We start from the raw sequence: 26,037 nt of genomic DNA, 5'->3' as shown, positions 1-26,037 counted from the left end.
CCGTCACCCGAGCGGCTCGGGCCGCAGCGTGACCAGGTCGCGGAGCTCGGCGTCGCTGAGCTCGGTGAGCGCCGCCTCCCCGCGCCCGAGCACGGCGTCGGCGAGCGCGCGCTTGCGGTCGAGCAGCAGCCCGACCCGCTCCTCGATCGTGCCGCGGGTGACCATCCGGTGCACCTGCACCGGGCGGGTCTGGCCGATCCGGTAGGCGCGGTCGGTGGCCTGGTCCTCGACGGCGGGGTTCCACCAGCGGTCGAGGTGGATGACGTGCTCGGCGCGGGTCAGGTTGAGCCCGGTGCCGCCGGCCTTGAGCGAGAGCAGGAAGACCGGCACCCGGTCCTCGCCGTCGGACTGGAATCGCCGCACCATCGCCTCGCGCTCGCGCACCGGGGTGCCGCCGTGCAGCAGCTGGTGCGGGATCCCGGCATGGGTGAGGTGCCGGGCGACGAGGCGGGCCATCTCGACGTACTGCGTGAAGACCAGCGCCGCGCCGTCCTCGGCCAGGACCGTGCCGAGCAGCTCGTCGAGCAGGTCGATCTTCTCCGAGCGCCCCGCGATCCGCCCGCCGCCCTGCTTGAGGAAGTGCGCCGGGTGGTTGCAGATCTGCTTGCACCCGGTGAGCAGCGAGAGCACGAGGCCGCGGCGGGCGTGCTCGTCGGCGCGCTCGATCCGCTCCATCGTCTCGCGCACGAACGCCTCGTAGAGCACCACCTGCTCGCGGGTCAGCGACAGCGGGTGGTCGGTCTCGGTCTTGGGCGGCAGCTCCGGCGCGATGCCGGGGTCGGACTTGCGCCGGCGCAGCAGGAACGGGCCGATCAGGTCGGCGAACCGCGTGGTCACCTCCGGGTCGACACCCGCCTCGATCGGGGACGCCCACACCCGCCGGAACGCCTGCCGGCTGCCGAGCAGCCCGGGCACGCACCAGTCGAGGATCGACCACAGCTCGGTGAGGTCGTTCTCGACCGGCGTGCCGGTCAGCGCCACGCGCGCACCGTACGGGATCGAGCGCAGCCCGCGGGCGGTGGAGGAGCGGGAGTTCTTCACGTGCTGGGCCTCGTCGGCCACGACCAGCCCCCACGGCACGGCGGCCAGCTCCGAGCCGCCGGCGCCGCCGGACCCCGTCGTGTCCACGCGCATCGTGCCGTACGTCGTCAGCACGAAGCCCGGGTCGTCGACCGGCGCCCCGCCGGACCCGTCCTCGCTCGCCGTGAGCAGGTCGGGCTCGGCGTCGGGACCCGCGGCCCCCAGCCCGGCCAGCGACCGCGTGCCGCCGTGGAAGCGCCGCACCGGCACCCCGGGCGCGAACTTCCGCACCTCCGCCTCCCAGTTGCCGAGCAGCGAGGTCGGGCAGACGACCAGCGTGGGGGCCGGTCGGCGACCCTCGGCGCGGGCCGCCTCGGCCCGGCGCAGGTGCAGGGCGATGAGGGTCAGGGTCTTGCCGAGACCCATGTCGTCGGCGAGGCAGGCGCCGAGCCCCAGGCCGGTCAGGTCGCTGAGCCAGGTGAGGCCGTGGCGCTGGTAGTCGCGCAGGGTCGCCTGCAGCGCGGCCGGCGGGTCGACCGGCTCGCGGCTTGCGGCCGCCAGCAGCCGCTCGCGCACGCGGAGCAGGGAGGCCCCGACCACGACCTGCGCGGGCTCGTCACCGGCCGCCCCGCCGAGGGTCGCGACGCCGGACAGCGCGGCGGCCACCGCCTCGGCGGGCCGGACCTCGCGCACCAGCCGCTTGCGCGCCTTGCGCGCCACGCTCGGGTCCACGACGGTCCAGGCGCCACGCAGCTTCATGATCGGCGCCGCCGCGCTCGCCAGCTGGGCCATCTCCTCGCCCGTCAGCGGGTCGCCGCCGAGCGCGACCTCCCACGAGAACGCGAAGACCGCGTCGGGGGTCAGCAGCCCGGTCTGCAGCGGCGCCTCCTGCGCCTGGCCGCGCCGGGGCGCGGTGTCGAGGACCGCGCGCGTCGTCAGGTCGCGGCCCAGCGCCCGCGGCCACAGCACGTCGACGCCGCGCGCGGCCAGCGCACCGACCCCGTGCTCGAGCAGGTCCGCGATCTCCTCGGCGTCCAGGGTCAGCTGGTCGGGGACCCTCAGCTCCAGGAACCGGTCGAGCACCGGCCAGGCCTCGGCCGCCGCCCGCAGCGCGATCGTGGCGTGGGTGCGGGCCCGGTCGCCGAACCCGTGCACCTCCGGCTCGTCCAGCCACAGCGATGCCGCGTCCGCCAGGTGCAGCGGGTCGCGCTCGTCGTGGACCTGAAGCACCAGGCGCACCGAGCCCGCGACGAGCTCCTCCTCGTCGGCCTCGACCCGCAGCGACACCGTCACCAGGTGCGGTAGCGCGCTGGTGTCACGGTGCCGCGCGAGCCGCTGCTGCAACCGCTCCTGGAAGGTCGCCGCCGCGTCCCGCCCCGCCCCCCGTCGTACGCCGTCGGCGGCCGGGCGGGGAACGGCCGGACGCGCCGCGGCGACCCGGGACCCGGCGACCGGCGCGCCCCGCGGCACGGCGTCGGCCACCGCGTCGAGCACGGCCCGCACGACCGCCTCGGCCTCCTCGACCGCCCAGCCGTCGGCGGCACGGGAGCGGGCGAGCATCCGCACGCGGTCCTCGTCCTGGGCGCTCAGCTCGCTGACCCGCCACGACGGCGGGCTGCCGTCCTCGACCGGTGCGGGCTCGAACGAGCCGGCCGCGACCAGCCGCATGCCCAGCAGGGCGGCGCCGCTGAGCAGCGCGACGCTGGGGTCGAGGTCGTCGCGGGAGTGCGCCTTGGTCAGCACCGGGATCGCGGCCCGGACCGGCAGCGCCACGGTGCGCCGCTCGTCGACGAACTCCACCACCGAGTCGCGCGGCGGCACCGCGGGGCGGAAGGTCGCGGTACCGGTGACGGGCACGAACCCCACGGGCGACCTCCCTCGACGGCGCTGCTGCTCCACCCCTGGGTCGGGGCTGACCCGACGCTAACGACCGACGCCGACAGGAGGTTCCCGGGGTCGCGCGGGGTAGTCCCGGCCCGACCCCTCAGCCGATCAGGATGCCCGCGATCGCAGCACTCATCAGGTTCGCCAGCGTGGCGGCCAGGATCGCCCGCAGCCCGAGGGAGGCGATGTCCCCGCGCCGCTCGGGGGCGATGCCGCCGAGGCCGCCCAGCAGGATGCCGAGCGAGCCGAGGTTGGCGAAGCCGGTGAGGGCGAAGGTGATGATGGCGGCGGACTTCTTGGAGTACTCACCGGCCACCGGCCCGAAGTCGGCGAACGCCACGAACTCGTTGAGCACGATCTTCTGCCCCACGAAGCTGCCCGCCTCGACCGCCTCGTTCCACGGCACGCCGATCAGCGCCATGACCGGCGCGAAGACGTAGCCCAGCACCTGCTCGACGGTGAGGTCCTCGGCACCGAACCAGCCGCCGATCCCGCCGACCAGCAGGTTCACGAGCGCGATGAGGGAGATGAAGGCCAGCAGCATCGCGCCGATCGTCAGCGCCAGCCGCAGCCCGTCGGCCGCTCCGTTCGCGGCGGCGTCGATGACGTTGCGCGCCCGCTCCGGCGACGCCTCCCCGACCGGGTCGCCCTCGTCGTACGACGTCGTCGACCCGCCCCGAGCAGCGCCCGCCTCCCCGCGGGACTCGTCGGCGGGCGCCACGGCAGCCTCCCAGCCGGCCGCGACCTCGCGCTCGGGCGCGGCAGACCCAGCGGCGGACCCAGCCGCGGATCCAGCCGCGGACCCTGAAGCAGACCCAGCGCCAGCCTCCTCCCCCCGCGGCTCGGGCATGATGATCTTGGCCATCAGCAGCGCCCCGGGCGCGGCCATGAAGGACGCCGCGATGAGGTAGTCGAGCTCCGCGCCGAGCAGCGAGTAGCCCACGAGCACCGAGCCGGCGACGGTGGAGAGCCCGCCGACCATGACGGCGAAGAGCGCCGAGCGCGACAGCCCGGCGACGTACGGCTTGATGACCAGGGGCGCCTCGGTCTGGCCGACGAAGATGTTGGCCGCGGCGTTGACCGACTCCTCGCGGCCGGTGCCGAGCAGCCGGCCGAGGCCCCCGCCGAGCACCTGGACGACGCGCTGCAGCACGCCGAGGTGGTAGAGCACCGCGGTCAGCGAGGCGAAGAAGATGATCACCGGCAGCACCTGGAAGGCCACGACAGTGCCCTGGTCCTCGGCGGGCAGCACCGGCCCGAACAGGAAGCCGATGCCCTCGCCGGAGGAGTCGATCACCGCCTGCACGCCGCTCGAGGTCGCCTCGAGGGCCCGGCCGCCGACCGACCACGACAGGACGAGGATGCCGAAGCCGACCTGCAGCAGCAGCGCGGCGAGCACGGTGCGCGGCCGGATGGCGCGGCGGTCGCTCGAGCACAGCACGGCGATGAGCAGCAGTGCCGTCATCCCCCCGACACCCCAGAGCACGTCGATCATGGGCGGTGTCCTGCCCGCACGAGCGTGCCTGCACACCCCGCCCCCGGGGCTGGCAGGGCGTGGCTACGCTCACGGCCATGGGCACTGAACTACTCGACCTGCCGATCGCACGACTCGACGGCACCCCCGCCACCCTCGGCGAGATCACCGGCGGCAAGCCGGCCCTGCTGGTCAACGTCGCCTCCAAGTGCGGCCTGACCCCGCAGTACACCGGGCTCGAGCAGCTCCAGGAGACCTACGGCGAGCGCGGCTTCACCGTCGTCGGCCTGCCCTGCAACCAGTTCATGGGCCAGGAGCCGGGCAGCGCGGAGGAGATCCAGGAGTTCTGCTCGGCGACGTACGGCGTCACCTTCCCGATGACCGAGAAGATCGAGGTCAACGGCGAGGGCCGCCACCCGCTGTACGCCGAGCTGGCCGGCACCCCCGACGAGCAGGGCGAGGCCGGCGACGTGCAGTGGAACTTCGAGAAGTTCCTCGTCGCCGCCGACGGCACGGTGATCTCGCGCTTCCGCCCCGGTGTCGAGCCGCAGGACCCGCGACTGGTCACCGCCATCGAGCAGGTCGTCGGCGCCTGACACCGGCCCGCCGGGGACGTCATGCGGGCGGGAGGTCCCTCACTGCGGGGCGTATGACGTCCCAGCCCGCCCCGCCGGGGACGTCATACGGACGGGATGTCCGCTTCTGCGCTGCGGATGACGTCCGCAGGTCGGAGGTCAGTAGACGCGCCCCGTCACCGGCGGCAGGTCGGCCAGCGTCACGATGCCCGGCGGCGCGGCGACGACCAGCGGCAGCGCGTTGACCACCGGCATCGCGGTGTAGATCATCCCGAGCCCCATGAAGCCCTCCTCGGCCCAGTCGCGCGGCGGCAGGCAGGAGATGACGGTACGCATGTTGGGCACGCCGAAGACCTGGACGACGTGCCCGTGGGCCAGCGGCTTGGGCGGGACGACGTGGTCGCCCATGGTCCAGTTGAAGCCGACGCTCACCACGTTGCGCTCCCCGACCCAGCCGCGGTGGTAGCCCATCACGCCCCCGACGGTGCCCTCGGGGATCTCCATGAACCCCAGGTCGGTGTGGCCGGTGGCCTCGGTGAAGGTGACGTCGAAGGTCAGCCGGTCCAGGGTCACGCCCATGGCGTCGGCCATCATCGCCGCGGACTCGGCGAAGACCTCGCTCTCCACCCGCACCGACTCCTCCAGCCCGGGGGTGTCGAGCGGCTTGCCGAAGCCCATCGCGCTCTGGGTGCCGGCGCTCTCGTACGTCGAGCAGTCGACGCTCTCGGTGATCCGCACCTCCTCGACCCGCTCGCAGGCGCCCGAGAGCACCATCGCGACCATGTTGGTCATGCCGGGGTGCGCGCCGCTGCCGAAGATCGTCGACCCACCCGCCTCGCAGGCGGCCCGGACCCGGTCCAGGTCCGCGGGCGACTGCTTGCCGCCGGTGATCCAGGCCGCGCTCGTGCACACGTCGATGCCGGCGGCGAGCAGCGCGCACAGGTGGTCGAGGTCGGGCCAGAGCGGGTTGTAGACGCACGCGTCCGCGCCGGTCGAGAGCAGGGCGTCCACGTCGTCGGTGGCCAGGACGCCCGTCGGCTCCGGCCAGCCGCACAGCTCGGCGGCGTCGCGACCGACCTTGTCACCGCCGAAGGCGAAGACCCCGGCGAGCTCCAGGTCGGGCCGGGCCAGGATCGCGTGCAGCGAGCGGCGCCCGATGTTGCCGGTGGTCCACTGCAGGACCCGGATCGGCGTGTCGCGGTGCGCAGGCGTCATGCCGGGAGGCTAGCGGCCCGCTAGAACGTGTTCTAGTCCTCCGCGCACCAGTCGCGGAAGTCCTCCGGCCGCGGCGAGCCGTTGCCCTGGCCGTACCACTCCAGCCAGTCCCCGCTGCCGCACAGCTCCTGGCCGCCCTCGTCGTAGCCCGCGCTCGTGCGCCGTCCGACCGCGGGGTCCGTCACGATCGCCGCGAGCGCGTCGCCCAGGGCCGTGGCCTCCTCGTCCGGGCCGCCCTCGTCGTCGGGTGCGATGAAGGGGCCGTAGGCGTAGGCCCACACGACCCCGTCTCCGCGCTCGGACCAGGCGAGGACCACCCCCGGGTCCTCCTCGGGGTAGCCCGCCTCGTAGAGGAGGGTCCCCGCGACCTCGTCGGTGCCGACGTCCTGGCACTTCCACGGCCCGGCGCACGGGTCCTCGTCGTCGCGGCCGTACGGAAGCCGGTCGGAGACCACCACGCGCACGTGGGTGTTGTCGCCTTCGGACCGGTCGAAGGCCAGCTCGACGGCCAGGTCGCCGCGCCGCAACCGCTCGTCGCCGAAGATCGGCGCCGCGGCCACGAGCGGCGCGTCGTAGTGCGCGAGCGCCGCCGCTGCCAGCGACTGCGGGGTCGCCTCCTCGGCGCCGACGGCGTCGTCGGAGCAGCCGGTCACCCCGCCCAGCAGCAGCGCCACGAGCGCGAGCACGGTCGTCGTACGTCGGTCCCGAGCCATGCCGCGACGGTACCGCCGCCGCGGGGTCACCGGCGCTCGCAGCCGCCTCAGGCCCGCACAGCCAGCACCAGCGGCTGCACCGAGACCGCCCCGGCGCGCAGCACCGCCCGCGCGGCCAGCGTCGTGGACCACCCGGTGTCGAGCAGGTCGTCGACGAGCAGGACCCGGCGACCCTCGAGCGCCCCGGGCTCGGCCTCGAGGCCGCTGCGTCGGGAGACCGCGGCGACCCGCTGCGCGGAGTTGGCCTGGCCGCGACCGGGCGGGACCTCGGGGTCCAGCACGGCCCAGCGACCCAGCAGCGGCACCTGGAGGTAGCGCGAGAGCCCGTCGGCCAGCGAGCCCACGAGCTCGGGCCGGGAGGCCGACTCGACCTCGACGACCGCGTCGACCTCGGGACGCCAGTCACCGAGCACCTCGATCACCGCCTGGACGAGCGGCACCGGCACGGGGCCGTCGGGGGTGCCCTCGCGGAAGAGCTCGCGCAGCGCCTGGCCGTAGCCGAGGTCGGTCAGCCGTGCCACGGCCCGGCCCTCGAGGGCCTGCTCGGCGACCTTGCCCCGCAGGTCCATCCCGAGACGGTCGAGCCCGGTGGGCCACATCTTGCGCGGGGGCAGGAGCACGCCGGGGCGGGCCAGCCGCTCCTGGGCCTCGGTCACCGCCGCCGCCGAGACCTCCGTCGAGAGCGACAGCCCGCCGCAGTTGTCGCAACGCCCGCACGGCGCTGCCTCGGGGTCGTCCAGCTGCTCGCGCAGGAAGAGCATCCGGCACCGGTCGGTGCGGAGGTACTCCAGCATCGCCTGCTGCTCGCGCTCCCGGGCCTCGCGGACCCGCTCGTAGCGGGCGGCGTCGTACTCCCAGGGACGGCCGGTCGCCTCCCAGCCGCCCTTGACGCGCCGCACTGCGCCGTCCACGTCGAGGACCTTCAGCATCGTCTCGAGCCGGGTGCGGCTCAGCTCCACGCGGGTCTCCAGCGCGGCCGTGCTCATCGGGCGGCCCTCCTCGGCGAGCACGGCGAGCGTCTCGCGCACCTGCTCCTCGCGCGGGAAGGACAGCGAGGCGAAGTAGGCCCAGATGTCGCGGTCCTCGACGGCCGGCAGCAGCACCACCGTCGCGGACTCGCTGCGCGCGTCGAGGCCACGACCGGCACGGCCGACCTGCTGGTAGTAGGCGACCGGGGAGCTGGGCGACCCGAGGTTGACGACGAAGCCGAGACTGGCGTCGAAGCCCATCCCCAGCGCGCTCGTCGCGACCAGCGCCTTGACCCGGCCAGCGGCCAGGTCGGCCTCGAGCGCCTGCCGCTCGGTGGCCTCGGTCTGGCCGGAGTACGCCGCGACGTCGTGCCCGCGGGATCGGAGGTAGTCGGCGACCTCCTGGGTCGCGGCCACGGTGAGGCAGTAGACGATGCCCGAGCCGGGCTGCTCGGCCAGGTGGTCGGCCAGCCAGGCGAGCCGCTGGTCGGCTGTCTTGAGGTGGACGACGCCGAGGCGGAGGGACTCGCGGTCCAGGGTGCCCCGCAGGGTCAGCACCTCGCCGTCGCGCAGCGAGCCGAGCTGGCCGGCGACGTCCTCGGTCACCCGGGAGTTGGCGGTGGCGGTGGTGGCGAGGACCGGGATGCCCTCGGGCAGGTCCTCCAGCAGGGTGCGGATGCGGCGGTAGTCGGGGCGGAAGTCGTGGCCCCAGTCGGAGATGCAGTGCGCCTCGTCGACCACCAGCAGGCCGCAGGTGGCGGCCAGCCGGGGCAGCACCTCGTCGCGGAAGCCGGGGTTGTTGAGGCGCTCCGGGCTGACCAGCAGCACGTCGACCTCGCCGGCCGCGATCTGGTCGTGCACCGGCTCCCACTCGCCCATGTTGGTGGAGTTGATGGTCACCGCGCGGATGCCCGCGCGCTCGGCGGCGGCGATCTGGTTGCGCATGAGGGCGAGCAGCGGGCTGACGATGACGGTCGGCCCGGCACCGGCCTCGCGGAGCAGCAGCGTGGCCACGAAGTAGACCGCCGACTTGCCCCAGCCGGTGCGCTGCACCACCAGCGCGCGACGGCGGTCGACGGCCAGCGCCTCGATCGCGGCCCACTGGTCCTCGCGCAGGACCGCGTCGCTCTGCCTCTCCCTGGTGCCGACGAGCGCGCGCAGGTGCGCCTCGGCGGACGCGCGGGCGGCGGTGCGGTCGAGCATCGCTGGGTGGGGAGCCATGGGTGCGTGTCTACCAGTGCCCGCCGACGGGCCGGCGACCTCCTCCACAGGTGCGGGGAGGCTCACCCCGACCCTCACCCGATCGGAGTTGAGAGTTCACATACCCGGAGTACGCTCGATACATACCGACAGTACGGTCGACTCTCCCCCACCCCCCAGGAGTCCCCATGACCAGCATCCCGGGCACCGCCCGCTCCACCGAGCACCTGCTGCGCACCATCCCCGCGCTCGCCGGCTGCTCCTCGCGCCAGCTGCGCCGGATGGCCGCCCTCATGGACGTCGTCACCCTCCCCACGGGCGCCACCCTCACCACCGAGGGCGCCTACGAGAGCCAGGCCTTCCTGCTGGTCGAGGGCTCGGTCGCCGTGAGCCACGACGGCGACCTGCTCGCCGTGCTGGGCCCCGGCGAGGTCGTGGGCGAGCTCGCGGTCCTCGACCGTCGCCGCCGTCGTACGGCGTCGGCGACCGCCCTGACCCCCCTCACCGTGTGCGTCATGACCCCGCGCGACCTGGACTCGCTGCTGCGCGGCTTCCCCCGGATGGCCGCGCTCGTCCACGGCGCGGCCGCCGCGCACCAGGCGCCGCTCGCGGGCTGAGTACCCACTGCTCCGACCACCGACCTAGGGTGCGGCCATGGCTCCGCCCCGTCGCGCACAGGTCCGGCGCGGCGGGCTGGTCGGACTCGGGCTGGGCCTGGGCCTCCTGTCGCTGGCCGTCTTCTTCCTGACCGCACCCCTCGAGGCCCCCGAGCAGGTGCTGGGTGTCTTCCTGCCGCTCGCTGTCGGCATGCTCGCCCTGCCGATGGGCGTGCTGGCCCTCGCGCCGCTGTGGCTCGGGGACACCCCGCGCACGGCCCGACGTCTCGCCCCGGTGCCGGCGGCGGTGGCGCTGCTCGGCCTCGGGCTCACCGGCTGGGGCGTCGCGAGGGGCGACCTGCCGTGGACGCTCGGTGCTGTCGCGCCCCTGGCCGTCGCCGCGCTGCTGCTCGGCACCGCGCGCGGGCTGGCTCGCGCCGAGGACCGGTCGGTGGGTCCAGGGAGCGCGCCCGACCAGGTGGCGGACCCCGCCGACTGACCGGACGGGCGACTGGGTCTCGACACGCGGGTCGCGACTTCGTCCCTCAGTCGCGCCGCTTGCTCGACCACCATCGAGGAGTCCGCTGGCGCGTCCTCCTCACCAGATCCGGACGCGCTCCTGCGGGTCCAGCCACAGCCCGTCGCCGGGCGCGGTCTCGAAGACCTCGTGGAACTCGTCGAGGTTGCGCACGATGTTGGCGCGGAACTCCGGCGGCGAGTGCGGGTCGATGGTGAGGTACTGCCGCTCCTGCTCCGGGCGGCGCTTGGTGCGCCAGACGTAGGCCCAGTTCATGAACAGGGTGCGCCGGTCCTCGATCGTCGCGGTGCCGTCGGTGGAGATGACGTAGGCCTTGTGCCCGATGGTGAGGCCGCCGAGGTCGCCGATGTTCTCACCGACGGTCAGCTGCCCGTTGACCTTCTCGCCGGGCAGCGCGCGCGGTTCGAACCCGTCGTACTGCTCGACGAGCTTCTTGGACTTCTCCTCGAAGGCGGCCTTGTCGGCCGGGGTCCACCAGTCGCGCAGGTTGCCCAGCGGGTCGAACTGCGCACCCTGGTCGTCGAAGCCGTGGCCGACCTCGTGGCCGATGACCGCGCCGATGCCGCCGTAGTTCTCCGCCGGGTGGGCGTCGGGGGAGAAGAACGGCTTCTGCAGGATGCCCGCGGGGAAGCAGATCTCGTTGGTGCCGGGGTTGTAGTAGGCGTTCACCGTCTGCGGCAGCATGTGCCACTCGTCGCGGTCGACCGGCGAGCCGATCTTGGCCAGCTGGCGGTCGGTCTCGAACGCCGAGGCCGCGGCCACGTTGCCCATCAGGTCGTCGGGGCGCACCTGGAGCGCCGAGTAGTCGCGGAAGGTGTCGGGGTAGCCGATCTTGGGCCGGAAGGTCTCGAGCTTCTCGTACGCGCGGAGCTTGGTCTCCTCGGTCATCCAGTCGAGCGCCTCGATGGACTGGCGGTAGGCCGCGAGCAGGTTGGCGACCAGCTCCTCCATCATCGCCTTGGAGGTCGGGGGGAAGTGCCGCGCGACGTACTCCTTGCCGACCGCCTCGCCCAGCGCGCCCTCGACCAGCGCGACGCCGCGCTTCCACCGCGCCCGCAGCTCGGGGGTGCCGTTGAGGGTGCGGCCGTAGAAGTCGAAGTTGGTCTCGACCAGGTCGTCGGTGAGGTACGGCGCCGCCGACCGCAGCACGCGGGTCAGCAGCCACGGGCGCCACTGGTCGAGCGGGACCTCGGCGAGCACCTGCGAGAGGCCGGCGAAGAACGACGGCTGGCGCACGTTGACCTCGGCCAGCAGGTCCTCGGCGGTGCGCTTCCCGGCGGAGAGGTTGGTGACGTAGACGTCGAGGTCGAAGGCGGGCAGCAGGGTGCGCAGCTGCTCGAGGGTGTGCAGGTTGTAGGTCTTCTGCACGTCGCGGGTCTCCGCGCGCTCCCAGTGGCCGGCCGCGATCCGGGTGTCGATGTCGAGCACCGTGCGCGCCGCCTCGCCCGGGTCGCCCAGCCAGTCGGCCCCGGTGCCGCCGAGCTCGAGCAGGCGGGTGAGGTAGGCGACGTACTTCTCACGCGTCTCGGCGTGCTTGTCCTCGCGGTAGTACGACTCGTCGGGCAGCCCGAGGCCGCCCTGGACGAGGTTGACGAGGTAGCGGTCGGAGTCCTTGTCGTCGGTGTCGACGTAGGACCCGAAGACCCCGTGGCCGCCGACCCGCTCGAGCTCGCCGAGGAAGGCGGCCAGGTCGCGCAGGTCGCGCAGGGCACCCACCGCGTCGACCAACGGCTGCACCGGGCGCAGGCCCTTGGCGTCGATGGCGTCGGTGTCCATGAACGAGGCGTAGAGGTCGCCGATCTTGCGGGCCTCCTCGGTCATGGTCGCGGCGTCGGCCGCGGCGAGCTCCTCGATGATCGCGCGCACGTGCTGCTCGGCCTCGTCGGCCAGCTGCACGAAGGGACCCCAGCTCGAGCGGTCCGAGGGGATCTCGGTCTCCGCGAGCCAGCGGCCGTTGACGTGTCCGAAGAGGTCGTCCTGGGGTCGGACGGCCGGGTCCATGCCCGCGCGGGCGTCGTCGAGGATGCTCACGACGGCGACCCTAGCCCGCGGGGCCACCCGACCGGAGCGACCTACCCCGCCGCAGCCGCGTCCAGCGCCGCCCGCACCGACATCACGACCGCCTCCTCGTCCACCCCGTCCCGGGCGGCGAGCTCGGCGACGAGCCGGCGTACGACGAGCAGGGTGCCGCCGATGAGGGGCGAGATGTCCAGCTCGAACTCCTGGGCCTCCTCGTCGAGGAGCAGCTCGATGGCGTCGATCTCCAGCAGGTGGGAGAAGACCAGCTCCAGCGCGGCCTCGGCCGCCTCCGCGTCGTCGCCGCCGAGGTCCGAGGCGACGACCGCGTCGAGGACGATGTGCCCGGCCCGGCGCACCTTCTCCCCGCTCGGCAGCTCCTCGTCCTCGCCGTGCTCGTGCTCGTGGTCGTGCGGGTGGTCGTGGTCGCTCACTGCCGGGCCTCCCGCACGTGCACGACCGACTTGCCCAGGGTGCGCCGCTGGTCCATGTCGACCAGCGCGCTGCCCATCTCCTCGAGGGCGTACGTCGCACCGATCGGCGGCTTCACGACACCGGACTCCACCATCGGCAGCAGCGCCTCCCACTGCCGCTTCATGTACCCGGGCCGCACCATGGCGTAGGCGCCCCAGCCGACCCCGCGGACGTCGACGTTGTTGAGCAGCAGCCGGTTGACCTTGACCTCGGGGATGCCTGCGCCGGCGGCGAAGCCGACGACGAGCAGCCGGCCCTGGGGGGCGAGCGAGCGCAGCGAGTCGGTGAAGGCCGGCCCGCCCACGACGTCGACGACCACGTCGACACCGATCCCTTCGGTCAGGGCGCCGACCGAGTCGCGGAAGCCCTCGAGCAGCACGGCCTCGTCCGCCCCGGCCGCCTTCGCGTAGTCGCACTTCTCCTGCGTCGAGCAGACCGCGACCACCCGCGCGCCCATGCCTCGCGCCACCTGGATCGAGGCGGTGCCCACACCGCCGGCCGCGCCGTGCACCAGCACGGTCTCGCCCTCGCGCAGCCCGGCCCGCTCGTCGAGGGCGAACTGAGCGGTGAGGTAGTTCATCGGCAGCGCCGCGCCCTCGTCGAAGGACAGCGCGTCGGGCAGCGCGAAGACCGCGTCCGGGTGGAAGGCGGCGAGCTCGGAGGCGCCGCCGTACGGGCCCACCGCCGCGACCCGGTCGCCGGCCGCGAGCCCGGAGTCCTCGGGCGCGCTGAGGACGACGCCCGCGACGTCGACACCGAGGGTGAAGGGCGGCTCGGGCTTGAGCTGGTACTCCCCCCGCGAGAGCAGCAGGTCGGGGAAGGACACCCCGACGCTGTGCACCTCGACGAGCACCTCGCCCCCTCCCGGCCGCGGGTCGGGGACCTCGCGCACCTGCAGGTGCTCGGGTCCGGTGGTCTCGACGACCTGCACGGCTCGCATGCGGGCCAACCTATCGGCCCGCCCGCTCCGAACAGCGGGGGTGAGGGTGTCGGACCGGTTCAGCGTGACCCTGATGCACCACACCGCCCGCTGGACGGTGCGGTACGGCGAGGGGCTGCGCTTCGCGGGGTCCGACCTGCCCCGGCCGACCCGGCTGCGGGTGCCCACCCGGCACGGCAACGTCACGGCGTGGTCCTACGAGCCGCCGGCCTGGGGGGACGGCGGCCCGTCGCACGTGCACCTGCACGGCGGGGCGTGGCTGATGCGCCACCCGTTCATGGACGACTGGTGGTGCCGCTACCTCGCCGCGACCGCCGGCGTGCGGGTGCTCAACGTGGACTTCCACACCGCGCCGTACGCCGTGTTCCCGCAGGCCCAGGAGGAGGCGCACGACGTCGCCGCGTGGGCGGCCGGCCAGGGTCCGGTCTCGGTCGGCGGCTTCTCCTCCGGCGGGGGCATGGCCGCCGCGGTGTGCCTGATGGCCCGGGACACCGGCTCGTTCCCGCCACGGCTGCAGGTGCTGGGCGTGCCGGCGCTCGACCTCGCGACCGACGTCCCTGGCGGCACCGGCCAGATCAGCCCGTCGCTGCGGGCGCTCGTGCGCCGGGCCTACTTCCCCGACGCGGCGTCGCGGCGCTCGCCGTACGCCTCGCCGCTGCTGGCCGAGGACCTCACCGGCCTGCCCCGCGCGCTGGTCATGACCGCCGAGCGGGACACCCTGCGCCGCGACGGCGACGCCTACGCGCGACGGCTGCGCGAGGCCGGCGTCGAGGTGTGGCACGACGTCACCCCGCGCACCGACCACTACTTCCTCACCGAGGACCCCGTCCGCGCGCGGACCACGATGGGCAGGGTCGCGGTGGAGGTGGCGGCCGCCCTCAGCCCGGCCTGACGATCCGCGCCATCTCGAAGTGCATGGGATCGGTGTAGGACCAGTCGCCGCCCCAGGCGAAGCCCCACTTCTTGAAGATCGAGACCACGGTGCGGTCCATCTCCCCGACGGTCCCGCGCAGGTTGCCGGGGACGTTGAAGTCCAGGGCGGTGCCGAAGGAGTGGTTGGACAGCGTCGTGGTGCCGGCGATGAAGCGGGGGTAGTAGCACCCGGCGTACTCGTCGGGGTTGATCTCGTCGGCCAGCCCGCGCTGCACGATCTCCTCCAGGGCGGCGCGCAGCTGCGGGAAGATCGCGTTGTTGCAGGTGACGCTGCCCAGGATCGGCACCGGCTGGGTGCTGATGTTGGCCCGCACCCACGCCGGGTCGGGCGCGATCCGCCCGCCGCCGATCGGGCGATAGGTGAAGACGCCGATCGCCTCGGCCAGCGAGCCCACGACCTGCGCGGTCTGCACGGCGTCGGGGTCCAGGCCGTAGCGGGCGACCGCGTCGAGACGCTCGACCGAGGTGTCCTTCGGGAGCATCTCGGTGAGCGGCTCCACGACCACGTCGGGGGCCGCGAGGCCGGTGGAGATCAGCAGCGCGTTGCCGGGGGTGGCGCCGAGCGCCTCGCCCCACTTCTCGTTCACGACCGCGTCGACGGCGTTGGTGATCTGGGGCGCCATGACACCGAGGTGGATCTTCGGCACCTCGGTGGTCAGCTCCACGAAGTCGTCGTCGTCGAAGGGCAGCCGCTTGGCCACGGCCTTGCCGACGGCCAGCTCGCCGGCGGCGATCCGGTCCCAGACCTCCTGGTTCTGCGGGAGCTCTCCGGGCGCGTAGCGGCGGTAGGTCGCGGGGTCGACCGCGGCCAGGTTGAGCACCCGGTTCTCCACCGACACCTGCAGCAGGCTCAGCTGCTCGACGGCCTCCACGCCCTTCATCCGCTCGATGGCGGCCAGGGTCTCCTCGTCGATCGTGTCCTGCGCCTGCACGACGATGTCGGCGGTGCGGGGGAGGCTCTTGAACCGCCCCGGCGGCTCGACGGCGTACGCCGGGTCGAGCCCGGCCACGCTCGGCTGGGCCGAGGGCTGCCCGGCCGCGCCGCCGCTCCCGCCCCCCTCGGTGCCGGCTGCCTGGGGGTCGTCGGTCGCCGTCGTACCCGCACTGCACGCGGCGAGGAACACCGCGCCGACCACGGACGCGGCCAGGCCAGCACGGATCGCCGCCGGGCCGCGGAACGGTCCGGCGGTGGGTCCTGGTCGCCGCACGCGCACGGTCCTCCCCTGGTCTGCCTCACATCCAGGGTAGGCGGCGGCGACGAACGCCACAGGTGATCGTCCGACCTGACTGCTCGCGCACGCCTAGGGTGGGCGCCGTGCCCGCCACCTCAGCCGACCGCCTGGTCGAGCACGTCGCCCGCCTGGGCGAGGAGCACCCGCCCATCCCGCTGGACGCCGTCGACCTGACCGTGCGGGACCCGCTGGCCTTCGAGGCGCGGTTCGGGCACGTCCTCGACTACATGGCGCGCGTGGAGCTCGAGGTCGACCGCAACGTCCTCGAGCTCACCACGATGCTGCCGGACCCGCCCGAGGTGGACGTCTTCTTCTACCGCGACGTCTGGCAGCCGCAGGAGATCCAGCACGGCCGGATCCTCGACGCCCTCCAGGTCCAGCTCGGCCGCCCGCCCGCGGACGCCGACCTCGACTCGATCGGGCTGAAGCTGAAGGTGCTCGGCGCCCTCGCGCACCTCGGCCCCTTCCAGGACGTGTGCCGGATGCTCTACTACGTCACCGGCATGGCCACCGAGCGCTCCGCGGTGCTGGCCTACAACCTGCTCCACGACGGGGTCCGCGAGATGGGCGAGACCGCCATTGCCGAGACCGTCATCGCCCCGATCAAGCGCCAGGAGCCGGGGCACTACGCCTTCTACCAGCTCTCCGCCCGGGGCCTGTGGTCCGAGCTGGCGCCCTGGCAGCGCTTCCTCGTGCGGCTGATGAGGCGCCTCTCCTTCTCCCCGGTCGGCGCCAACAACCCCGAGCAGCTGGCCGACTTCGGCGACGTCATGCGCACCCTGCACAACGACGAGGACTCCGACTTCACCGCCCAGATCGCCCGGGTCGAGATGGAGCTGTTGTGGGCCCGCGACAAGGGGCTCCCCGTCCCGCCGTACGTCACCCGCGCCTTCACCGAGGCCCTCGAGCTGTCCCGGGCGCGGGCCGCCGCCTGAGCTGGGCAAGGTTCATCGGCCGGCCGACAGACCTTGCCCCCGGCCGATGGAAGGTCATCGTCCAACGGCAAGGTTCATCGGCCGGCCGATGAACCTTCCGACGACCTACCCCAGGACCCGGGCGGCGATCCAGGCGATCGACTCGGCGGTCTGCGCCGGGGGGGCCGAGGGCTGCATGACGTGGGAGAGGACGACCCGCACGACCATGTCGATGGCGGCGTCGAGGTGCTCCCCGGCGATGGGCACGTCGTAGGGGACGATCCGCTCGGCGATGACGGCCTTGGCCGCGACGAGCAGGGACTCGGCGTGCGTGGTGAGCAGCGGCAGCAGCTCGGTGTCGGCGCCGTGGGTGGCCGAGACGACCGCGTGCAGCAGGTCGTTGCCCTGGGCGTGCTCGAGGACGTGCTCGGCGGAGGTGCGGATCGCGGCGACCAGGTCGTCGGGGTGGGCGTCGAAGGCCTCGGTGACCACGCCGAGGAAGCGGTCGAGCTCGCGCAGGATCATCGCCTCGGCGAGACCGGACTTGGTGCCGACCTCGTTGTAGACGGTCTGCCGGGAGACCCCGACGACCTCCGCGAGGCGGGCCATGGTGACCTGCGACCAGCCGACCTCGCCGGTCAGCCGCACGGCGGCGTCGACGACACGCTCCCGCATCGTCGCCGCTCCCTCGCTCACGCGGCCCAGTCTAGGAACTGGGTGGCTGAGCGTGAGCGAGGGCACGGCGTCGTACGGCGGGGCGGTGGTGGTGCGGGGCGCCAGGGTCAGTCGACCAGGCTCAGGGCCAGCACGGGGCAGGCCTGTGTGGCGGCGTGGACGTGCGCGCGATCGGGCTCGGGGACGTCCTCGGTGAGGACGTGGACCATCTCCACGCCGTCGTCGTCCTCACGGACCTCGAAGTAGTCCGAGGCCATCGCCTCGCACATGCCCAGGCCCTCGCACTTCCCCAGGTCGGCGACGATGCGCGCCATCAGGAGACCTCGCTCGGGCTCAGCGGGACGAAGTCGACCTTCTCGCGCACGCCGCAGTCGGGGCAGCACCAGTCGTCGGGGATGTCCTTCCAGGCGGTGCCGGCGGCGAAGCCCTCGAGCTCGTTGCCCACGGCGACCTCGTAGGTGTAGGAGCAGCCCGGGCAGCGGGCGGCCAGCACCTCGTCGGCCTGCGCGGCGGCGGCAGCCGCGGCAGCCACCTCGGCGGCGGTGGGGGCCTGCTCGCGGACCGGCGGCGGGTACTTCGCGAGGATCTTGTCGCGCTTGCGCGGGCTGAGGTTGGCCCGCGTCAGGTCGCCGTCGAAGTGGGCGAGCACCCGCTGGTCCATGACCCGGCGGAAGAGCGGCGGGACCAGGGCCAGGACGATCATGCCGGCGTACCCGGTGGGCAGCACGGGGCTCTCCTCGAAGTCGCGCAGCGTCTGGTAGCGCCGGGTCGGGTTGGCGTGGTGGTCGCTGTGGCGCTGCAGGTGGTAGAGCAGCACGTTGGTGGCGATGTTGTTGGAGTTCCACGAGTGCGAGGGGTCGACCCGCTCGTAGCGCTGGCGCTCGCCGGAGCCGACCTTCTGGCGCAGCATCCCGTAGTGCTCCATGTAGTTGACGACCTCGAGCAGCGAGAAGCCGATGACCGCCTGCACCACGAGGAAGGGCAGGATCGAGGGGCCGAGCCAGACCACCAGCGCACCCCAGAGCACGACCGACATCAGCCAGGCGTTGAGCACGTCGTTGCCGAGGTGGAACGGGTGGGTCTTCTTGCGCTGGTAGCGCTTGGCCTCCAGCTCCCAGGCGCTCTTGAGCGACCCGGCGACGGTGCGCGGCCAGAACTGGTAGAAGTTCTCGCCCATCCGGCTCGAGGCAGGGTCCTCGGGGGTGGCGACGCGGACGTGGTGGCCGCGGTTGTGCTCGATGTAGAAGTGGCCGTAGAAGACCTGCGCCAGCGCGATCTTGGCCAGCCAGCGCTCGTTGGCCTCGCGCTTGTGTCCCAGCTCGTGGGCGGTGTTGATGCCGATGCCGCCGATGCAGCCGATGGAGACGGCCAGGCCCAGCTTGCCGAGGGTGCTGAGCTCCTCCATGCCGAAAGGCGTGCCGCCGGCGATGAGGTACATCGCGGCGACGAACCCGGCGTACTGGATCGGCAGGAAGAGGTAGGTCACCCACCGGTAGTACTTGTCGTTCTCCAGCGCCTCGATCGCGTCGTCGGGCGGGTTGGAGCGGTCGAGACCGGCGACCAGGTCGATCGCGGGGACGACGCCCAGGATCACGATCGGACCGATCCACAGCCACACGGTCCAGTCGGTGGCGGCGTACAGACCGACGGCGAGGAACGCCAGGGACGGCACCACCAGGCCGATCAGCCACAGGTAGCGCTTCTTGTCCTTCCAGGCCTCGGTCGACCCCGCGGGGACCGTGCTGTTCGGGATCGTCTCGGACATCTCCACCTCCTGCGGTGACGGGCGTCACCTCATCTGCTTGACAAGAGGATAGAGAATGTCAAGCAGGTTGACAAGAGGTATGTGTTTGTAAATCTCTCCGTCCGTGGGCCGACCCCTCACCGCTTCCGGGCCGTACGCCGGGCCGCGCCGACGGCCCGGGCCGCCTGCTCGGCCAGCGCGAGGGCTCCCAGGCAGCGGAACCGCGCGACGTGGCTCGCCGTGCGCAGCCCCACCGACCGTTGCACCACGCCGCCGCCCAGCTCGACCCCGACCACGTCGGCCAGGTCCAGCGTGAGCGTGCCGGCACCCGCGCCCACCCGGTGCGGGACGAAGGTGGCGTGCAGGGCCGTCAGCGTCAGGCGCCCCTGCACCCACACCGGCCCCCGTGCCAGCAGGAAGGCCTGGAGGGCCGCGTCGCTCCGGCTCGTGCCGGCGCCGCGGAGCGTCTCCACCAGCAGGTGGCCGGCACGCGAGCCGAGGACCCCGTAGGACATGGCACCAGGCTGCGCACCCCGCGGGCGGCCACCAGGGACCTTGGTCACTGGTCCAGCCCGGTGGTCGCGCGAAGGTCCCCGTGCGGGGGAGACGGTTGCCCCCGCGGCGCCGGTGGGGGTGGGATGGACCCGATGAGTGCTCCTCCTCCCCTCGGCATCGACTTCGGCGGCACCGGCATCAAGGGTGCCCCCGTCGACCTGGCCACCGGTGACTTCGCGGCGGAGCGCGTCCGCATCCCCACCCCGCGCCCGGCCACGCCGGACGCGGTGGCGGCGGTCTTCGTCGAGCTGCTGGCGGCGTTCCCCGAGGCCACCGGCCCGGTCGGCGTCACGGTCCCCGGGATCGTCCGCCACGGGGTGGTCGGCTCGGCGGCCAACATCGACGACTCCTGGATCGGCGTCGACGCCGACGCCCTGTTCAGCGAGGCGACCGGCCGGGAGGTGCACGTCGTCAACGACGCGGACGCCGCCGGCCTCGCCGAGGTGCGGTACGGCGCCGCCGCGGGCCACCGCGGCCTGGTCATCCTGACCACGCTGGGCACCGGCATCGGCTCGGCGATGGTCCACGACGGGGTGCTCGTGCCCAACTCCGAGCTCGGCCACCTGCTCGTCGACGGGGCCATCGGCGGGTCCACCGGGGCGGCCGTGGCCGAGGAGCGGGCCTCCAACCGGGCCCGCGAGACCGAGGAGCTGTCGATGGAGGAGTGGGCGGCCCGGCTCACGGACTACTACCGCCACCTCGAGCGGCTCTTCTCCCCCGACCTCTTCCTCGTCGGTGGCGGCATCAGCAAGCGGTCCGAGGAGTTCCTCCCGCTGCTGGACATCGACACCGAGATCATCCCGGCGACCCTGCGCAACAAGGCGGGCGTCGTGGGGGCCGCCCTGCACGCCGTCCACGCGGCCGGGTGAGACCGGTGCGCGGGTCGCAGGACGCGGAGCCCCCGGGCCCTGACCCGCTGGTGCGCGACGACACCGTGCTCGACGAGAGCCCGCGGGGCGCCTCCCGTCCCGGTGCGCGACGCACCGTGCTGGTCGTGCTGCCGCTCCTGGTCGGGCTCGCGGTCACCGGCGGGGTGGGCGGCCGGCTGCTCCTCGGGGAGACCGAACCCGCCTCGGCGACCGGCTCCGTGACCTGCTGGGACGGCGAGGAGGTCGATGCTCCGGAGCAGTGCGTGCGCCCGCGGGGCACCGACGGCCTCACCCGGGTGTTCCCCTCCTTCCGGCCCGACCAGGTCGACTGCGTCGACGAGCTCGAGCGCAACCCGACCTACACCCGCCCGGCCATGTGGACCTGCAAGCAGAGCATCGGCGGTCGTCCCGTCGCGGTCACCTACAGCGAGGTCACCGCCCGGAAGCCGGCCGTGCGGTTCCTCGACGACCTCCACGGCGAGGACGCGCGTGGGGTGGTGCGGACCCTGCGCGGTGGCGCGACGGCGCAGGTCTGGACGCCGCAGGCGACCGACGACGGTGCGTGGGAGGGGAGCCTGCTGCTCCGCGAGGGTCCGTACGCCGTCACCGTCCGCGCGCAGCTGCGCAGCGACGCCGCCCGCGCGCTGGAGCGCCGGGTGCTCGTCCGGGCGCCCGAGGAGTGGCGCGCCGACGCGGCGGGCTGAGCACCGCCGAGCTCGCCCTCAGCCCTCCCGGATCGCGGTGGCGACCGCGGTAGGGACGTCGGGGTGGAACACGCTCGGGATGATGAAGTCCGGGTTGAGCTGGTCGTCGGTGACGACGCCGGCGATCGCGGCGGCCGCGCGCAGCATCATGTCGACGGTGACGTCGGTGGCGCGGGCGTCGAGCAGGCCCCGGAAGACGCCGGGGAAGGCCAGCACGTTGTTGATCTGGTTGGGGTAGTCCGAGCGGCCGGACGCCACGACCGCGGCGTACTGCGCCGCCTCGGCGGGGTCGACCTCCGGGTCGGGGTTGGCCAGGGCGAAGACGACCGGCTGCTCGGCCATGTCGGCGATCCACTCGGCCTGGAGCACGCCGGGGGCCGAGACGCCGATGAACACGTCGGCGCCGTCGAGGGCGGCACGCAGGTCGCCGCGGACGCGACGGGGGTTGGTGACGGCGGCCAGCTGGGCCTTGGCGGGCGGCAGCGTCTCGTCGTCGGCGGAGAGGCAGCCCTCCTTGTCGAAGACCACGACGTCGGTGACCCCGGCGGCGATCATGAGCGTGACGATGGCCGTGCCCGCAGCACCGGCACCCGCGACCACCGCGCGGACCGAGCCGAGGTCCTTGCCGACGACGCGCAGGGCGTTGGTGAGCGCGGCCATGACGACGATCGCGGTGCCGTGCTGGTCGTCGTGGAAGACCGGGATGTCGAGGGTCTCGCGCAGCCGGCGCTCGATCTCGAAGCAGCGCGGCGCGGCGATGTCCTCGAGGTTGATGCCGCCGAAGCCGGGGGCGATCAGCTGCACCGCGCGCACGATCTCGTCGGTGTCCTGGGAGTCCAGGCAGATCGGCCAGGCGTCGATGTCGGCGAACCGCTTGAACAGTGCCGCCTTGCCCTCCATCACCGGGAGCGCGGCACCGGGACCGATGTTGCCGAGCCCGAGCACCGCCGAGCCGTCGGTCACGACCGCCACGGAGTTGCCCTTCACCGTCAGCCGCCGCACGTCCTCGGGGTGCTCGGCCAGCGCCAGGCTGACCCGCCCGACGCCGGGGGTGTAGGCCATCGACAGGTCGTCGCGGTTGCGCAGCGGCACCTTGGAGGAGACCTCGATCTTGCCGCCGATGTGCAGCAGGAAGACCCGGTCGCTGGTCTTGTGCACCGTCACGCCGGGCTGCGCGGCGGCCGCCGCCTGGAGCCGCTCGGCGTGCTCGGCGTCGGCGGCCGAGCAGGTCACGTCGACGACGAGCCGCTCGTGGCTCGACTCCGCGACGTCGATGCCGGTGACGATCCCGCCGACCTCCGAGATCGCAGTGGCCACCCGGCCGACCACGCCGTGGTCGGGCGCGGTGTGCAGGCGCATGGTGATCGAGTACGACGACGTGGTGGCTGCTCGGCCGGCGGTCGGGGTCACCTCGCCACTCTCTGCCCGGGTCGCGGTTACCGGCAACTCACCCACGACCACAACGACCCGTCCACGGCTACGACCTCGTGTGCGGGCGGCCGGGACCGCCACACCCGGTCGGTCCGCGTGCTCTGTGACCGCCCTCACATTTTTGCACCCTTGAACGCATAGTGCAGAATGCACTCCATGGCCATCAGTGCAGCGCGCGCCCTCGGGGGGCGGGTGCAGAAGCAGGAGCAGACGCGGCGGCGCATCGTGCGCTGCGCGCAGCGGCTGTGCCTGGAGGCCGGCTTCGACGGCTTCACGATGGATGAGCTGGCCGAGCAGGCGGAGGTCTCGCGCCGCACCCTGTTCAACTACTTCCCCAGCAAGGTCGACGCCGTGCTCGGCGGCGCCGAGCCGCCGCAGTTCTCCTCCCCGGAGCTCGCCCCCGTGGCGGAGGCGTTCCGCGCCGGCGGGCCGCACAGCCGCCTGGTGGACGACCTCGGTGAGCTCACGCGGCCCCTGCTCGCCACCCAGACGATCGACCGCGAGTCCGCGCGGCTGCGCCGCAGCGTCCTCACCTCATCGCCCCGGCTCCTCACCGTGATCCACGAGCGTTTCGAGGAGGTGGCCGAGCAGATCGTCGGCCTGGTCCTCGAGCGCGAGGGTCCCGACTTCGGCGCGGTCCGCGCCCGGCTCGCGGTCGCCCTGCTCATCGCGGTCTTCGACGCCGCGCTGGAGTCCTTCAGCCAGGGCGGTCCCGACGACCCCGAGCTCGCCGAGTTGTTCACCGACCACCTTCGCCTGGCCGGAGAGCTCTTCACCTGACCGCCTCCCGACTTCCCGACCTGGCGCACCGCCCCTCTGCCGAGACCGCGCCGCCCAGCCGCCGCACCGCCCGACTGACCAGACCTGATCGTCAGACCGATCACCACCCAGGAGAGACTCGATGGCCACCCTGCTCCACCGCCTCGGCATTACCGCGTTCCGCCACTGGCCGCGCTTCATCGCCGGCTGGCTGGTCCTGCTGATCGCGCTCGGCGCGTTCGCCGCGGCCTTCTCCAAGCCGCTGAGCGAGAACTTCACCATCCCCGGGATCCCCTCGGAGGAGGCGGCCGACCTTCAGTCCGAGCTCTTCGTCGGCTCCGAGAGCGCCTTCGACGCCGCCAACGTCAACGTCGTGGTGCAGGCCCCGGACGGCGCGACGCTGGACCAGCCCCGCTGGCGCCAGGCGATTGCCGACCTCAACGCCGACCTCGCCGCGCTGCCACAGCAGCCCGAGCAGCCCCAGATCGTGGGACCGGTGAAGCAGGCCGCCGCCATCGAGGAACAGCTCGTCGGGGCCGCCCAGGCCGCCGGCGCTGACGAGGCCGGCCTGGAGCAGTCCCGCGCCGACGCCGCCGCGCTCTCCCCGCTCAGCGAGGACCGGCGTACCGGCATCATCACCTTCGAGTGGGACGTCGAGAGCTCCGCCGACGTCGAGCCCACCACCCTCGAGGCGCTCGATGAGGTCATGGCCGAGGCCCGCGAGTCCGGCCTCGAGGTCGAGGCCAACGGTCCCGGTACCACCGGCGTGCCGGAGCTCGGCCTCGCCTCCGAGGCCATCGGGCTCGCCGTTGCCCTCGTCGTGCTCGTGCTGACCTTCGGCTCGCTCGTCGCCGCCGGCATGCCGATCTTCAGCGCCGTCTTCGGCGTGGCTCTGGGTCTGACCGGCGTCACGGCGATGACAGCGTTCCTGGAGGTCGACTCCTCAGCCACGATCCTGGCCTCGATGATCGGTCTCGCCGTCGGCATCGACTACACATTGTTCATCCTCGCCCGCTACCGCACCGAGCTGCACCACACCGACGACCGGGCCGAGGCCGTGGGGGTGGCCGTGGGTACCGCCGGCTCCGCCGTGGTCTTCGCCGGCCTCACGGTGCTCATCGCCCTCGCGGCGCTGGCCGTCGTCGGCATCCCCTTCCTGACGACCATGGGTCTGGCCGCCGCTGCGACGGTCTTCGTGGCCGTGCTCGTGGCGCTGACCCTGCTACCGGCCGTCCTGGGCATGTTCAAGTCCAAGGCCTTCGCCGGTCGCGTACGCCGCTACCGCCCCGTCCACGACGAGGACGGTCGCGTGCTCAACAACGGCGTGCGCTGGGCCCGGTTCGTGGGTCGCGCGCCCGTGGCGCTGGTGCTCGCGGTGGTGGTCGGCCTGGGTGCCCTGGCCATCCCGCTGAAGGACCTGCAGCTGGCCTTCCCGACCGACTCCACGCGTCCCAGCGACACCACGCAGCGCCAGGCCTCCGACCTGGTCTCCGAGGCGTTCGGCGCCGGCCGCGAGGCTCCGCTGCTGGTCGTGGTCGACGGCCGCGAGATCTCCGACGCCGAAGGCCGCCAGGCCGCCTTCGGCGAGGTCGCCGCGTGGGCCGCGGGTCTCGACGGCGTCCAGAACGCGCAGGTCGTGGCCACCAACGCCACCTTCGCCGAGGACGGCACCGTCACCGAGCCCGCCACCGGCGCGCTGGTGCAGGTGCTGCCGGAGTTCGGTCCCGAGGACTCCCGCGCCACCGACCTGCTGCAGGAGATGCGTGACGGCGAGCCCGACATCGAGGCCTCGACCGGCACCGACACGGGCGTCACCGGCCTGACCGCCATCACCACCGACGTCTCCGACCGGCTGGCCGACGCGCTGCCGGTCTACCTGGCGATCGTCATCGGCCTGGCGTTCCTGCTGCTGATGATCGTCTTCCGCTCGATCCTGGTGCCGCTGACCGCCACCCTGGGCTTCCTGCTCTCGGTGCTGGCCACCCTCGGCGCCACCGTGGCGGTCTTCCAGCAGGGCGCCTTCGGCATCTTCGAGGGCCAGCCGATCGTCAGCTTCATGCCGATCTTCCTCATCGGCCTGGTCTTCGGCCTGGCGATGGACTACCAGGTCTTCCTGGTGACCCGGATGCGCGAGGCGCACGTGCACGGCATGAGCACCCGCGAGGCGGTCGTCGACGGCTTCCGCAACTCCGCGCGCGTGGTCACGGCCGCCGCCACGATCATGATCGCCGTCTTCGCGGCCTTTATGCTCCAGGACGACGCCGTCGTGAAGTCGATGGGCTTCGCCCTGGCCGCCGCCATCGTCTTCGACGCCTTCATCGTGCGGATGGTGCTGATCCCGGCGCTGCTCTACCTGATGGACGAGAAGGCCTGGTGGATGCCGGCGTGGCTGGACAAGATCCTGCCCAACGTCGACGTCGAGGGCGAGAAACTGCAGCGTCCGCACCTGGCGGCCGGTGGCCACGCGCTGTCGGAGACCGACCTCGACGAGGCGGCCGACGACTCCGACGTGCTCGTCTGAGCCACGACGGACCAGAGCCCGCTCCCGGCCAGGCCGGGGGCGGGCTCGTCCGTGTGGGGGGTGCGCGGCGGCGTACTCCGAATCACC

General features: G+C 73.2%; 23 protein-coding genes. 9 read left to right on the top strand and 14 right to left on the bottom strand.

All coding sequences use genetic code 11. The features are described from left to right. Nucleotides 1–3 precede the first annotated feature (3 nt). Nucleotides 4–2,886 carry a DEAD/DEAH box helicase gene (locus ACYVID_RS13540; protein ID WP_460737874.1) on the bottom strand — a complete coding sequence of 961 codons (2,883 nt, stop codon included), beginning with the start codon at nucleotides 2,884–2,886 and terminating at the stop codon, nucleotides 4–6. A 118-nt stretch (nucleotides 2,887–3,004) separates the two neighbouring features. Further along, the gene (locus tag ACYVID_RS13535) at nucleotides 3,005–4,399 is read right to left on the bottom strand and encodes a NupC/NupG family nucleoside CNT transporter (protein WP_460737872.1); all 1,395 of its coding nucleotides are present in this window, start codon (nucleotides 4,397–4,399) and stop codon (nucleotides 3,005–3,007) included. A gap of 77 nt (nucleotides 4,400–4,476) precedes the next feature. Here ACYVID_RS13535 and ACYVID_RS13530 point away from each other — a divergent pair, with 77 nt between their 5' ends. Next, the gene (locus tag ACYVID_RS13530) at nucleotides 4,477–4,974 is read left to right on the top strand and encodes a glutathione peroxidase (RefSeq protein ID WP_460737870.1); all 498 of its coding nucleotides are present in this window, start codon (nucleotides 4,477–4,479) and stop codon (nucleotides 4,972–4,974) included. 138 nt (nucleotides 4,975–5,112) lie between these two features. Here the strand turns inward: ACYVID_RS13530 and ACYVID_RS13525 are convergent, their stop codons facing one another. From ACYVID_RS13525 to ACYVID_RS13515, 3 genes are read right to left on the bottom strand one after another with little or no spacing between them, the layout of a single operon-like run. Further along, nucleotides 5,113–6,168 (bottom strand): NAD(P)H-dependent amine dehydrogenase family protein, encoded by a 1,056-nt coding sequence (locus ACYVID_RS13525; protein WP_460737868.1) that lies wholly within the window; start codon nucleotides 6,166–6,168, stop codon nucleotides 5,113–5,115. Nucleotides 6,169–6,200: 32 nt separating this feature from the next. Further along, on the bottom strand, nucleotides 6,201–6,881 hold the full coding sequence (locus ACYVID_RS13520; protein WP_460737866.1) for a hypothetical protein: 681 nt from the start codon (nucleotides 6,879–6,881) through the stop codon (nucleotides 6,201–6,203). 47 nt (nucleotides 6,882–6,928) lie between these two features. Further along, nucleotides 6,929–9,070, bottom strand: a complete 2,142-nt coding sequence (locus tag ACYVID_RS13515) for a RecQ family ATP-dependent DNA helicase (RefSeq protein WP_460737864.1) — start codon at nucleotides 9,068–9,070, stop codon at nucleotides 6,929–6,931. Nucleotides 9,071–9,237: 167 nt separating this feature from the next. Here ACYVID_RS13515 and ACYVID_RS13510 point away from each other — a divergent pair, with 167 nt between their 5' ends. Then, complete coding sequence (locus ACYVID_RS13510; protein WP_460737862.1) at nucleotides 9,238–9,666, top strand: Crp/Fnr family transcriptional regulator; 429 nt, start codon at nucleotides 9,238–9,240, stop codon at nucleotides 9,664–9,666. A 37-nt stretch (nucleotides 9,667–9,703) separates the two neighbouring features. Beyond that, nucleotides 9,704–10,144 carry a hypothetical protein gene (locus ACYVID_RS13505; protein ID WP_460737860.1) on the top strand — a complete coding sequence of 147 codons (441 nt, stop codon included), beginning with the start codon at nucleotides 9,704–9,706 and terminating at the stop codon, nucleotides 10,142–10,144. Between the two features lie 99 nt (nucleotides 10,145–10,243). On the opposite strand, the gene ACYVID_RS13500 is transcribed toward ACYVID_RS13505, so the two are convergent. Genes ACYVID_RS13500 through ACYVID_RS13490 form a run of 3 tightly spaced genes read right to left on the bottom strand, consistent with a single transcriptional unit; the run spans nucleotide 10,244 to nucleotide 13,613 of the window. Further along, a complete protein-coding gene (locus tag ACYVID_RS13500; protein ID WP_460737858.1) occupies nucleotides 10,244–12,214 on the bottom strand; it encodes a M13 family metallopeptidase in 1,971 nt (656 codons plus the stop codon). Nucleotides 12,215–12,255: 41 nt separating this feature from the next. Next, a complete protein-coding gene (locus ACYVID_RS13495) occupies nucleotides 12,256–12,633 on the bottom strand; it encodes a hypothetical protein (RefSeq protein ID WP_460737856.1) in 378 nt (125 codons plus the stop codon). Then, nucleotides 12,630–13,613: an NADPH:quinone oxidoreductase family protein gene (locus ACYVID_RS13490; RefSeq protein ID WP_460737854.1), complete on the bottom strand. Its 984-nt coding sequence runs from the start codon at nucleotides 13,611–13,613 to the stop codon at nucleotides 12,630–12,632. Before ACYVID_RS13490 ends, ACYVID_RS13495 begins: the two co-directional genes overlap by 4 nt. A 73-nt stretch (nucleotides 13,614–13,686) precedes the next feature. Between ACYVID_RS13490 and ACYVID_RS13485 the strand changes: the two genes are divergently transcribed. After that, nucleotides 13,687–14,505, top strand: a complete 819-nt coding sequence (locus ACYVID_RS13485) for an alpha/beta hydrolase (protein WP_460737852.1) — start codon at nucleotides 13,687–13,689, stop codon at nucleotides 14,503–14,505. Here the strand turns inward: ACYVID_RS13485 and ACYVID_RS13480 are convergent. Then, the gene (locus ACYVID_RS13480; protein WP_460737850.1) at nucleotides 14,492–15,754 is read right to left on the bottom strand and encodes a M15 family metallopeptidase; all 1,263 of its coding nucleotides are present in this window, start codon (nucleotides 15,752–15,754) and stop codon (nucleotides 14,492–14,494) included. The genes ACYVID_RS13485 and ACYVID_RS13480 overlap by 14 nt on opposite strands. Nucleotides 15,755–15,861: 107 nt before the next feature. On the opposite strand from ACYVID_RS13480, the gene ACYVID_RS13475 reads away from it, so the two are divergent. Further along, complete coding sequence (locus tag ACYVID_RS13475; RefSeq protein WP_460737848.1) at nucleotides 15,862–16,713, top strand: GTP-binding protein LepA; 852 nt, start codon at nucleotides 15,862–15,864, stop codon at nucleotides 16,711–16,713. Between the two features lie 105 nt (nucleotides 16,714–16,818). Here the strand turns inward: ACYVID_RS13475 and ACYVID_RS13470 are convergent, their stop codons facing one another. The 4 genes from ACYVID_RS13470 to ACYVID_RS13455 all read right to left on the bottom strand — a co-directional run bounded on the left by ACYVID_RS13470 (nucleotide 16,819) and on the right by ACYVID_RS13455 (nucleotide 19,626). Continuing rightward, nucleotides 16,819–17,388, bottom strand: coding sequence for a TetR family transcriptional regulator (locus tag ACYVID_RS13470; RefSeq protein ID WP_460737846.1), 570 nt, complete (start codon nucleotides 17,386–17,388; stop codon nucleotides 16,819–16,821). 86 nt (nucleotides 17,389–17,474) lie between these two features. Further along, on the bottom strand, nucleotides 17,475–17,681 hold the full coding sequence (locus ACYVID_RS13465; protein ID WP_460737844.1) for a ferredoxin: 207 nt from the start codon (nucleotides 17,679–17,681) through the stop codon (nucleotides 17,475–17,477). Further along, the gene (locus ACYVID_RS13460) at nucleotides 17,681–19,132 is read right to left on the bottom strand and encodes a fatty acid desaturase (RefSeq protein WP_460737842.1); all 1,452 of its coding nucleotides are present in this window, start codon (nucleotides 19,130–19,132) and stop codon (nucleotides 17,681–17,683) included. The genes ACYVID_RS13465 and ACYVID_RS13460 overlap by 1 nt, the downstream gene beginning before the upstream one ends. Nucleotides 19,133–19,248: 116 nt before the next feature. Next, nucleotides 19,249–19,626, bottom strand: coding sequence for a hypothetical protein (locus ACYVID_RS13455; protein WP_460737840.1), 378 nt, complete (start codon nucleotides 19,624–19,626; stop codon nucleotides 19,249–19,251). A 132-nt stretch (nucleotides 19,627–19,758) separates the two neighbouring features. On the opposite strand from ACYVID_RS13455, the gene ppgK reads away from it, so the two are divergent. Together ppgK and ACYVID_RS13445 are read left to right on the top strand one after the other, a co-directional pair. Further along, nucleotides 19,759–20,535 (top strand): polyphosphate--glucose phosphotransferase, encoded by a 777-nt coding sequence (gene ppgK / locus ACYVID_RS13450; RefSeq protein ID WP_460737838.1) that lies wholly within the window; start codon nucleotides 19,759–19,761, stop codon nucleotides 20,533–20,535. 5 nt (nucleotides 20,536–20,540) lie between these two features. Further along, the gene (locus ACYVID_RS13445) at nucleotides 20,541–21,239 is read left to right on the top strand and encodes a hypothetical protein (protein WP_460737836.1); all 699 of its coding nucleotides are present in this window, start codon (nucleotides 20,541–20,543) and stop codon (nucleotides 21,237–21,239) included. 18 nt (nucleotides 21,240–21,257) lie between these two features. Here ACYVID_RS13445 and ACYVID_RS13440 read toward each other — a convergent pair whose 3' ends face one another. Continuing rightward, entirely contained in the window at nucleotides 21,258–22,598 is a 1,341-nt protein-coding gene (locus ACYVID_RS13440) for a malic enzyme-like NAD(P)-binding protein (RefSeq protein WP_460738003.1), read from the bottom strand. Nucleotides 22,599–22,826: 228 nt separating this feature from the next. Here ACYVID_RS13440 and ACYVID_RS13435 point away from each other — a divergent pair, with 228 nt between their 5' ends. Together ACYVID_RS13435 and ACYVID_RS13430 are read left to right on the top strand one after the other, a co-directional pair. After that, nucleotides 22,827–23,450 (top strand): TetR/AcrR family transcriptional regulator, encoded by a 624-nt coding sequence (locus ACYVID_RS13435; protein WP_460737834.1) that lies wholly within the window; start codon nucleotides 22,827–22,829, stop codon nucleotides 23,448–23,450. 121 nt (nucleotides 23,451–23,571) lie between these two features. Beyond that, entirely contained in the window at nucleotides 23,572–25,950 is a 2,379-nt protein-coding gene (locus ACYVID_RS13430; RefSeq protein WP_460737832.1) for an MMPL family transporter, read from the top strand. Nucleotides 25,951–26,037 lie beyond the last annotated feature (87 nt).

Source organism: Nocardioides ginkgobilobae, assembly GCF_054781275.1.
Note: the sequence above shows the minus strand (reverse complement) of the source record. Positions and strands in the feature narration are given on the sequence as shown.